Here is a 9,717-nt window from a genome sequence, read left to right on the forward strand (position 1 = left end):
CGCTCAGCGGCGGCGATGCTGGAGGCGGTAGTACCACTCCATCAGCGGTGTCGCGGACACGCCATGCACGATCACCGACGCGCAGACGACGGCCAGCACCGGCGCCGCAAGCGGGCGCACCGCGCTCGACGGCGCGTGTTCGAGCGCGAACAGCAGGTAGTAGAACGAGCCGATTCCGCGGATCCCGAACCATCCCATCAGCCGCCGCTGTGCGTGTGTCGCGCGTGAGCCGGTGAGCGTCAGCAGCACCGCGACCGGCCGCACGGCGGCGAACAACAGCAAGGCCAGCGCGGCCGCGCTCCCTGTGACGAGCGGCGCCGACAACGTCGCGAGCACGCTGCCGATCATCGTCATCACGAGCGCTTCCGCGATCCGTTCGAGCTCGATCGTGAAATCGAGCACCGACTCGGCCATGAACGCGTGCACCTTCTCCGGATGCTTTTCGGTCGCGACCACGTCTTCCGAATCGATGCGGCCGATGACCTCGCGCGGCCGGCGGTCGCCGCTCGCGCGGTGCTCGACGCGTCGCATCGCGACGCCCGCCGCGAACGTCGCGATGAAGCCGAACGTGTGCGCGAGCTGCGCGGCGCCGTACGACAGCGCGATCAGCGCGAGCGCGAAGAAGCCTTCGAAGCCGAGCGCCTGCGCATAGCGGATGCGCAGCCAGCCGATCGCCTTGGTGGTCGCCGCGCCGAGCGCGCCGCCGATCGCGGCCGCGCCGACGATGCCCCACAGCGCGAACAGCGCGAACGCGCCCGACAACGTGGGCGGCCCGTGCGGCGTGTCGCGCGCGCCGCACAACGCAAGTGCGGCAAGCGCGAACGGCAGCGCGATCCCGTCGTTCAATCCGCCTTCGCCGGACAGCGCGAAGCGCACCAGGTCGCGGTCGCCGGGGGCGTGCACCTGCACGTCGTGCGCGAGCACCGGATCGGTCGGCGCGAGAATCGCCGCGATGAGCAGCGCCGGACCCCAGCCAAGCCCGAGCGTCAGCACCGCGCAGCCGGCGAGCAGCGGCACGGTGACGATCATCGCGAGCAGGCCGAGCCGGCACGGCACGAGCCACAGTTTGTCCGAGAACGGCACGCGCAGCCGCAGCCCGATTGCGAACAGCGACACCAGCAGCGCGACCTCGACGATTTCGCGCAGCAGCACCGCGTCGCGCTCGATGTCGAGATGGAGCAAGCCCGCGCCCGACGGGCCGAGCGCGATGCCGAGCGCGAGATAGATCATCGCGCTGCTGCACGGCAGATGCCGCAGCGCCGACGTCGCGACGGCCATGCTCAACAGCACGACGCCGATGATGAGATACCACAGGGTTTCATGCATGCGTGACGGTGGACCAGGTGGATGACGGAGATACGCGAACGCGATGCGTGCGATGCGTGCGCTGCGCGCTCGCGCGGCGTTCGCCAGACCGCGCATGGCGGCCGACGCGCGCGCGGCCAGCCGTCACGGCTTGCGGCCGAACGCTTCGCGCAGCTTGCGTTTCGCGCGTTCGAGCGTCGCGCGGCGTGACTTCGGCAGGTGGCGGCCTGCGCGGTTCACGTAGAAGTTCAGCATCGACATCGCGGACTGAAACGGCGTCGCCTTGCGGCGGCGGCTGTGTTCTGCCGAACGCTTCAACGACGCGGCGATCTCGCTCGGATCGTTGGACTTGAAGATGTGCGGCTCGAGATCGAGCGCATCGCTTTTTTGCATCACGTCGGCAGACCAGCGCCGGCGGTGATGCGGATCGTTGCTGCGTGCGCGGCCCGGGCGGCGCGTCGCGCGTTTGCCGCGCGGATGGGAGGCGGTGGCTGAAGGCATGGGCGGCGGCTCCATACGTGGTCGGCGTGAATTGCTCCAGGGCCGCAAGGCGCGTGCCGCGAGCCACTGTCGGCACGCGCCTTGCTGAATCGAAAGCGCAGGAAATTTCACGACAGCAGGTCTATTGACGGAGAACGCTTCATGAAGCCAGCATTCGAATCGAAATTCACCGCGCACCGGATTCTCGCGTGCGCGACCGTCGCGCTCATCGCAACCGCCCCGGCCGCGTGGGCGCAGAACTCGCAGCGCCCGGGCGAAGGCACCGGCGCGCCGATCCTGTCGCCGCCTGACACGTCCGCGCAAGGCACGGGCGGCGACATGACGAACGGCAATACGGCTGCGCCGCCGCCGGCGACACGCATGCAAGAGCCGCGAAGCACCCGCTCGCACCGGCACCCGCACGTCAAGACCAAGCCGGGCGGCCCGAACGGTGCGGGCACCGGCGGCAGCGGCAGCACCGGCGGCGGTAACGGCGGCGCTAACGGCGCGGGAGCCGGCGGCGCAGGCGGCAGCGGCAGCGCGGGCTCCGGCGGCACGGGCGCGACCGGCACCGGCTCCGGCAGCCCGACCGGCGGCGGCAGTGCCGGGATGGGCGGAGTCGGCGCGGGCCAGGGCGGCACCGGCGCGGGCGCCGGGAACGGTCGCTCGTCCGGCGCGACGGGCTCCGGCGGGGGCGGTGCCGGCGGCACGGGCAGCGCGGGTTCCAGCGGGTACTGACGACCACGGTGTCGCGCCGGCACGCCCGGCGCGGCGCGATGGCGGACGCCGGCGCCAGGCCGGCATCCGTCACCACGCAGGAGAACATCATGCAATCGAATTACCGCACGTTGCTCGACGCCAGCGATATCGACACCGATCCGCTCGATGCGGACGATCTCGACACGACCGTCCATCTCGACATCGAGACCGGCCGGATCACGTTTCATGCGGCGTGGGCGGTCGCGCAAGATGCGCCGCCGGGCGCGCCGCGCCATTCGGTCGTGCTCGCGCTCGACTGCGACACGATGGAGCGCTACGCGGCGCTCGACGACGCCGCGCGGCTGCGCGTGCACGCGATGCTGCACGAAAACGTGCAGGCGATGCTCGAGACGTTGCCCGACATTACCGAAGACCTCACGCTGACGGTCGAGCTGACCGACGCGATGCTCGACGTCGCACGCCATTTGCAGTGACCGTGCCGCGCGTGTCGTCGTGTCCCGACCCTTCGGCCGGAGTCGCGGGCGCGCCGCCGCCACGGTCGCATTACATACCCGGTTGAAATCTTTGCAGCGGCGGTCCGCGCGCCGATGTCGGGGGCAGGCCGTGCGCAGCGATCGGCGGGTCGCGTTCGGGTGACGGGTGCACCCCGCGCCGGGCGGCATCGGCGGGCGCGGCACGAGGATTGCGGCGCGACGGGCACGGCACGACCGGTGTCGCAACGAACCAGGGAGCGTTTCATGACCGGCAAGCTGGAGCATTGCAAGGTAGCGATACTCGCGGTGGACGGCTTCGAGGAAGCCGAACTCGTCGAACCGCAGCGGGCGCTGAAGGCCGAGGGCGCCCAGGTGGACGTAATCTCGCAGAAAGCGGGCGAGATCCAGGGCTTGCGTCACGTCGACAAGGGCGAGCGCGTGAAGGTCGACCGCACGTTCGACGACGCGCGCGAAGGCGATTACGACGCGGTCGTGCTGCCGGGCGGCGTCGTCAACGGCGACGCGATCCGGATGGTGCCCGCCGCGCGCGAATTCGTGACCGCGGCCGTCGGGGCGGGCAAGCCTGTCGCGGCGATCTGTCACGGCGGCTGGCTGCTCGTGTCGTCAGGACTCGTCGAAGGTCGGACGATGACGAGTTGGCCGAGCCTGCAGGACGACATCCGCAACGCCGGCGGCAAGTGGGTCGACCAGGAAGTCGTGCGTGACGGCAATCTGATCACGAGCCGCAAGCCCGACGACCTGCCGGCGTTCAACGGCGCGATCGTGCAGTCGCTGGCTTCGCGGGGGGCCTGAGCGATGCCCGCCGATCCCGTCCGCCACGTGACGCTGACCGACGCCCCGCCCGAGTTCGACGGCGCAGCACTGCAGATGCGCTTCGTCGTCGACGTCGACGGGAAGCCGCTCACGTGTGCGATTACCGTCGAAGCGCTCGAGGACCATTTCGGCGCGCGCTCCGCACTCGAAGCCGACTTGCGCGACGCGTTCGAGCGCGGGCGCGACCGCATCGAGGCCGCGTGTGCCGAAGTCCTCACGGACGGCGAGGGCGGTATCGAACTGCACAGCGGGTATTTCCGCGTACGTGACACGGCGGCCGGCGACGTCGCGCGCGCCGGGTTGTTCCGTTCGCGGAAGTCGTGAGCGCGGCGGCGCGGCGTGTGCGACCGCGCTTCCCTCACCGTCGTGCTTCCGCGCGGCGCGGTTACACGCCGTTGAAAACTTTGCAGCGGCGCGGGCGACGTGCAAAGCGTCAGATCACGCCGCGCGCCGGCCGCATGCGGCGCGGCCAGCGCCCACATACTGGCACGCTCGCTGCTTGTCTCTCCGCAATCGAGGCGCAGATTTGCGCCCGCGATGCCGCGACGGCATCGCGTCGAGACGTCGAATGGGGAGACACATGCTGACCGCGCATGAATTTGCCACGCTGTTCCTGGCGCATCGCGCGCCGGACGAGATCCAGCCCGATCGCGAAGATATCGCGTCGTTGATGGAACGACACCTGATCGAAATTCGTGCAGACGAATCGGGCGCGCGCCGGCTCGCGCTGACGCCGAACGGCTTGTCGATCGTCCAGTGCATGCAGCGGCATGCCGGACGTGCGTTCGGCAGCGCCGACGCGTGACGCGCCGGCGCCGGCGTCAACGCGCGATGGCGACTGACGCGTTCACTTGCACGACCGGTGCGTCGCCGCCGGACGGCGGTTCGTGCAGGAAGCGGTCGATCACGCCCGGCTCGAACAGCAGGCAGCAGGTGGAACCGCCGTACTGGAAGTAACCGATCTCGTCGCCCTTGCCGACGCGTTGCCCGGGCACGACCTCGACCACGCACGACGACACGTCGCCCATCCCGACGAACACGGCTGCTACCGTGCCGATTCCCGGATCGTCGCTGTCGATGGCGATCACCGCACGCGCGGCCACGGCGGTCATGTAGCCTTGCGAGTCGTTGAGTCCGGCCGGGTCCGGTCCTTCGGCCTCGACGACCGAGTAGTAGGCGCCGTCCACCCGGTACGCATGCGTGACGGTGCCACGCACCGGCGCGTGCCAGCGATGATAGTTGTACGCGCTGAGATACGCCTGATAGAGATCGCCGCCGACGAAGCGCTCGGCGAGCGGCAGCCGCGCGGGCGTGAAGATGTCGCGCAGCGAATACGGCTGGCCCTTGATCCAGAACGTGTCACGAATCTTCAGGTTCGATTCGGTGTGATACGGCGCGGCCTCGCACGCGCTGACGATCACGTGCGGGTCGTTCGGCGCAGCGACGGGCCGCGCGCCTGCGCGAAAGCGCCGCGTAAAGAAATCGTTCCACGAATCGAAGCCCCAGTGCGGCTGGTCTTCCCGATACTGGAACTGCGACAGGCCGAGCCGCTTGCGCGCCTCATCGCAGAACCAGCCGTCGGGCGGCGACGTGTCGAGGTGCGCGCGCGAATGCGGGCCGCCGAGGAAGTCGCACCACACGTTCAGCACCTGCTTCAGATGCGCGTTGACCGTCGCGTCGCGGAACACCGCGTGCCCCGACGGCATGCACATCGGCCAGTCGAGGAACGCGTTCAGCGGACACACGATCATGCTCGTTTCGCTGAATGGCGGCGTGTAGGTCATCAGATGGTCGATCACCGTCATCAGCTCGCCGATCGACGTGTAGCCGAGCCGCCGGCCCGACTCGCGCGCCTCGTCGATGGCGCGGGTGAGGCTCATGCGCAGCACCGCGTTGTCGTCGAACAGCCGCGCGAGTTCCTGCACGGCCGGCGTGCGCAGCCGTTCGCCGGCCTGCGCGTGCGCTTCCTTCGCAATTTTTTCGCGATATGCGGCCATGTGCGCTTCGTTGCCCGTCATCCATTCGCCGATGCGATGGCGCGTGTCGGGCGGCGTGCTGTTTGTCGGCATGGTCACCTCCGGGGAGCATTGCGATACGGACGCATCCAGCAAGACGCTTGCCCGCTGTCCGGCACCCAAATTGCTGCGCTGTGGCGAGCGGATTCCTTCAATGAACGATTCGGGAGAGCACACATGAACGCAGCGACGAATGCGAGACAGACGCACGACACGGCGGCCACCGACGAGCGCCGCGGTGACGGACAGCGAACCGTCGCGCCGACCCGCGCGCGCCCGCGCGTGCGGGCGGCTACGTCAGCGGACGGCGCACGACGGGCGAAGCGCGGCGGCGCGCAAGGGCCGATCACGACGAGCGGCGGACACAAGAGCGGTGAGTCGCTGTGGGAGGACGACAGCGGTGCGTTGCCGCCGGAGGAGGGGGCGTGATCGGGTGACGATGGCAGCGGCGCAGCGGGTCGACGCGTTTGGATGCGGCGTGCCGGCGAGAGTCACTGGGGCCGATATGGGCGTTCGCAGCTCACCTGTCGGCCGGATCCGCACGACGCTGCGATCGCGCCCGCTGCGTCAGCCGGTTTTCGGCAGCCGCACCGCGAATACCGTTTCCGCGTGATCCGACCGCGCGTCGATTCGCCCTCGGTGGGCCCTTGCGATCTCGCTGGCGATATACAGGCCGAGCCCCAATCCTGCATCGGCCGCGGTTCTTTGCCGCTGGTCGGCGCCGCGCTGAAGCGGATCGAAGATGCGCTCGAGCATGAGCCGGTCGAGCGCCGGCCCCTTGTTGCCGACCTCGATGAGCACGTCGGCGCCGGCCGGCGCCGCGCTCACGCGTACCGGCGTATTCGGCGTTCCGTACTTGAGCGCGTTGCTCACGAGGTTGCTGAGCATTTGCTGCATGCGCCGATCATCCCAGTGGCCGCGCAGATCGCCGCCGAGATCGACGTCGATTTCTCGATCGGGATGGGCTCCCCGTAGTTCGTCGACCACATTGTCGACGATGTCCGCGAGGTCGGCGTCGCGAGGATCGACGTGAATGCCGAGCCCGAGCTGGGTCCGGTTGAAGTCGCAGAGATCGTCGAGGAGCGCCTGCATGCGGCCGCCGCTTCTGATCAGTCGGCCGGCGGCCTCCGATATGTCGTCGCCCGCATTGAGCGCCGCAAGATAGGTTGCGGTCAGCTGAATCGTCTGCAGCGGCGTGCGCATGTCGTGGCCGAGCATGCCGAGCAACAGGTTGCGGGCCTGTTCGACCTGTTCGGTGAAGAACGAAATGGACTCCGCGAGCGCCTGGTCGATCGCCTCGTTGAAACGAATCATGTCGTCGAGATGCGGCGCATTCGGCCGGCACGTGTCCATCCACAGCCGCAGCACGCTCGCCCGCAGCGCGCGATACTCGGCCGCGAGCTGATTGATGTTGAAGCCGCGGCGGGCGCGCAGCACCGCGTGCGTCTGCGCGGCCGTTTCCGGTGCATTTAATGATTCGGGTGCGCGTCCAACGGATTTTTCGTGTTGCTCTTCGCGGGTTTGCGGGGTCGTGATGTCCTGCGCGGCCGCTTCCAGGATCTGCCGTGCGTGGTCGCGCAGTGCGAGCGCATCCATGCTGCGCGCGGCGGGCTGCAGCGTCGCGGCAAACGCTTCCCACTGCGCGAGGATCGGTTCCATGTTCCGGAGAATGAAATCGGCTAGACGCATGTCGCCCCTCATGACGGTATGAACGGTGGATGCTTCTACGAATCCGCACGATATTACGTCAATACCGTTCGCCCGGCGGGATTCCGCGTCGCCGGCGCGGCCGGCGCGACGCCCTCGCGCGTCCCGGGGCGGTTACACCGGCAAGACGATCACCGGTTCGTCGCTGCATCCATTCGATATTTCGAGTATTATCGAAAAATGCAAACGAACCAGACCATTGCCGCGCTTGCGGCGCTCGCGCACGAGTCGCGCCTCGCGGTGTTCCGGGCGCTCGTGCAGGCCGGCCCGGGCGGCCTGCCGGCCGGCCGGATCGCGACACTGCTCGACGTGCCGCCTTCGTCGCTGTCGTTTCACCTCAAGGAACTCGCGCATGCGCAGCTCGTCACGAGCCGGCAGGAAGGCCGGTACGTGATCTATTGCGCAAACTTCACGACGATGAACGCGCTCATCGGCTACCTCACGGAGAACTGCTGCGGCGGCAATCCGTGCGCGCCGGTGTCCGCGTGTTCGGCCGACTGCCCGGGCACGGCGTAACCGCCACACATTCGCTGCCAAAGATGACCACCAACGTCCTGATCCTCTGCACTCACAATTCCGCGCGCAGCGTGCTCGCCGAGGGAATGCTGAACCACTGGGCCGAAAAGCTCGGCCGCGACGTGCGCGCGTTCAGCGCGGGCAGCGCGCCGAGCGGCCGGCTGAATCCGTTTGCGCTGGACGCGCTGACCGGCGCCGGTGTCGATGTCGCCGGTTATCGCAGCAAAAGCTGGGACGAATTCGTCCGCGACGGCGCGCCGCCAATGCGCATCGTGATCACGGTGTGCGACAGCGCGGCCGCGGAGACGTGCCCATACTGGCCCGGGAGCCCGGTGAAGGCGCATTGGGGTTACGCCGATCCGTCGAACGCGCCGGGCGGCGATGCGGGCAAGCGGCTCGCGTTCGAACTGACGCGCGAGGCGCTCGGCTACCGGATGCTGCAACTGCTGGCGCTGCCGCTCGAGCGCATGAGCGACGCCGAACTCGCGGCCGCGCTGAACGACATCTCGCGCAACTGAGCGCGCGTCTCGCGGTCTGTCCGAGCTGGCCGCGCGCGTGCGTTTTTCCCGTATCGAGTCCTGCCCGATGAACACGTCCAACGTCAATCCGCATCGTCACGCCGCCGAGAAGCCGGCGATCAATTTCTTCGAACGCTACCTGACGGTGTGGGTTGCACTGTGCATCGTCGCCGGCATCGCGCTGGGCCAGATGCTGCCCGGCGTCTTCCAGCGGATCGGCCGCATCGAATACGCGCAGGTCAACCTGCCGGTCGGGCTGCTGATCTGGGTGATGATCATCCCGATGCTCGTGAAGGTCGACTTCGGCGCGCTGCATGAAGTGCGCCGCCACGTGAAGGGCATCGGCGTCACGCTGGTCGTGAACTGGCTCGTCAAGCCGTTCTCGATGGCGTTCCTCGGCTGGCTGTTCGTGCGGCACCTGTTCGCGCCGATGCTGCCCGCCGGGCAGCTCGACAGCTACGTTGCCGGCCTGATCCTGCTCGCGGCCGCGCCGTGCACCGCGATGGTGTTCGTATGGAGCCGGCTGACGGGCGGCGACCCGCTGTTCACGCTGTCGCAGGTCGCGCTGAACGACAGCATCATGGTGATCGCGTTCGCACCGCTCGTCGGGCTGCTGCTCGGGATGTCGGCGATCACGGTGCCGTGGCCGACGCTGCTCACGTCGGTGGCGCTCTACATCGTGATTCCGGTGATCGTCGCGCAGCTGTGGCGCAGGCGGCTGCTCGCGCAAGGGCAGACGGCGTTCGATGCGGCGATGGCAAGGATCGGCCCGTGGTCGATCGCCGCGCTGCTCGCGACGCTCGTGCTGCTGTTCGCGTTCCAGGGTGAAGCCATCATCGCGCAGCCGGTCGTCATTGCACTGCTCGCGGTGCCGATCCTGATCCAGGTGTTCTTCAACGCGGCGCTCGCGTACTGGCTCAATCGCGCGGTCGGCGAACAGCACGCCGTCGCATGTCCGTCCGCGCTGATCGGCGCATCCAACTTTTTCGAACTCGCCGTCGCGGCCGCGATCAGCCTGTTCGGTTTTCATTCCGGCGCGGCGCTTGCCACCGTCGTCGGCGTGTTGATCGAGGTGCCGGCGATGCTGCTCGTGGTGCGTGTCGTGAACCGGTCGAAGGGCTGGTACGAGTGCGCGTGAATCAAGCTGGG

The 9,717-nt window shown here is 68.5% G+C and carries 13 protein-coding genes; 9 read left to right on the top strand and 4 right to left on the bottom strand.

The genetic code is table 11. From position 1 onward, the window contains the following. Positions 1 to 3 precede the first annotated feature (3 nt). Both KDW55_RS09520 and KDW55_RS09525 read right to left on the bottom strand, forming a co-directional pair. Entirely contained in the window at positions 4 to 1,326 is a 1,323-nt protein-coding gene (locus tag KDW55_RS09520) for a cation:proton antiporter (protein ID WP_212161874.1), read from the bottom strand. Between the two features lie 123 nt (positions 1,327 to 1,449). Continuing rightward, positions 1,450 to 1,806, bottom strand: a complete 357-nt coding sequence (locus tag KDW55_RS09525) for a DUF3175 domain-containing protein (RefSeq protein ID WP_212161875.1) — start codon at positions 1,804 to 1,806, stop codon at positions 1,450 to 1,452. A gap of 141 nt (positions 1,807 to 1,947) precedes the next feature. Here KDW55_RS09525 and KDW55_RS09530 point away from each other — a divergent pair, with 141 nt between their 5' ends. The 5 genes from KDW55_RS09530 (at position 1,948) to KDW55_RS09550 (ending at position 4,617) form a co-directional block, all read left to right on the top strand. Further along, positions 1,948 to 2,523, top strand: a complete 576-nt coding sequence (locus KDW55_RS09530; protein ID WP_069242134.1) for a hypothetical protein — start codon at positions 1,948 to 1,950, stop codon at positions 2,521 to 2,523. Positions 2,524 to 2,612: 89 nt separating this feature from the next. Further along, positions 2,613 to 2,978 carry a DUF3022 domain-containing protein gene (locus KDW55_RS09535; protein WP_038572116.1) on the top strand — a complete coding sequence of 122 codons (366 nt, stop codon included), beginning with the start codon at positions 2,613 to 2,615 and terminating at the stop codon, positions 2,976 to 2,978. Between the two features lie 264 nt (positions 2,979 to 3,242). Beyond that, the gene (locus KDW55_RS09540; RefSeq protein ID WP_038570406.1) at positions 3,243 to 3,791 is read left to right on the top strand and encodes a type 1 glutamine amidotransferase domain-containing protein; all 549 of its coding nucleotides are present in this window, start codon (positions 3,243 to 3,245) and stop codon (positions 3,789 to 3,791) included. Positions 3,792 to 3,794: 3 nt separating this feature from the next. Then, positions 3,795 to 4,136, top strand: a complete 342-nt coding sequence (locus tag KDW55_RS09545) for a DUF1488 domain-containing protein (protein WP_038570404.1) — start codon at positions 3,795 to 3,797, stop codon at positions 4,134 to 4,136. Between the two features lie 256 nt (positions 4,137 to 4,392). After that, the gene (locus KDW55_RS09550; RefSeq protein ID WP_038570401.1) at positions 4,393 to 4,617 is read left to right on the top strand and encodes a hypothetical protein; all 225 of its coding nucleotides are present in this window, start codon (positions 4,393 to 4,395) and stop codon (positions 4,615 to 4,617) included. A 16-nt stretch (positions 4,618 to 4,633) separates the two neighbouring features. Here the strand turns inward: KDW55_RS09550 and KDW55_RS09555 are convergent, their stop codons facing one another. Then, entirely contained in the window at positions 4,634 to 5,881 is a 1,248-nt protein-coding gene (locus tag KDW55_RS09555; protein ID WP_212160794.1) for a phosphatidylserine decarboxylase family protein, read from the bottom strand. Between the two features lie 123 nt (positions 5,882 to 6,004). Here KDW55_RS09555 and KDW55_RS09560 point away from each other — a divergent pair, with 123 nt between their 5' ends. Next, a complete protein-coding gene (locus KDW55_RS09560; protein ID WP_209825775.1) occupies positions 6,005 to 6,256 on the top strand; it encodes a hypothetical protein in 252 nt (83 codons plus the stop codon). Between the two features lie 138 nt (positions 6,257 to 6,394). On the opposite strand, the gene KDW55_RS09565 is transcribed toward KDW55_RS09560, so the two are convergent. After that, positions 6,395 to 7,516, bottom strand: a complete 1,122-nt coding sequence (locus tag KDW55_RS09565) for a sensor histidine kinase (RefSeq protein WP_212197926.1) — start codon at positions 7,514 to 7,516, stop codon at positions 6,395 to 6,397. Between the two features lie 198 nt (positions 7,517 to 7,714). Between KDW55_RS09565 and KDW55_RS09570 the strand changes: the two genes are divergently transcribed. From KDW55_RS09570 to arsB, 3 genes are all read left to right on the top strand, one after another. Continuing rightward, positions 7,715 to 8,050: a metalloregulator ArsR/SmtB family transcription factor gene (locus KDW55_RS09570; RefSeq protein WP_038570390.1), complete on the top strand. Its 336-nt coding sequence runs from the start codon at positions 7,715 to 7,717 to the stop codon at positions 8,048 to 8,050. Positions 8,051 to 8,073: 23 nt separating this feature from the next. Beyond that, positions 8,074 to 8,568, top strand: a complete 495-nt coding sequence (locus KDW55_RS09575) for an arsenate reductase ArsC (protein WP_212160792.1) — start codon at positions 8,074 to 8,076, stop codon at positions 8,566 to 8,568. Positions 8,569 to 8,635: 67 nt separating this feature from the next. Further along, positions 8,636 to 9,706, top strand: coding sequence for an ACR3 family arsenite efflux transporter (gene arsB / locus KDW55_RS09580; RefSeq protein ID WP_038570384.1), 1,071 nt, complete (start codon positions 8,636 to 8,638; stop codon positions 9,704 to 9,706). The last annotated feature ends 11 nt before the right edge of the window (positions 9,707 to 9,717 follow it).

The sequence above is a fragment of the Burkholderia sp. AU19243 genome, assembly GCF_018148075.1.
Classification (GTDB): Bacteria; Pseudomonadota; Gammaproteobacteria; order Burkholderiales; family Burkholderiaceae; genus Burkholderia; species Burkholderia latens_A.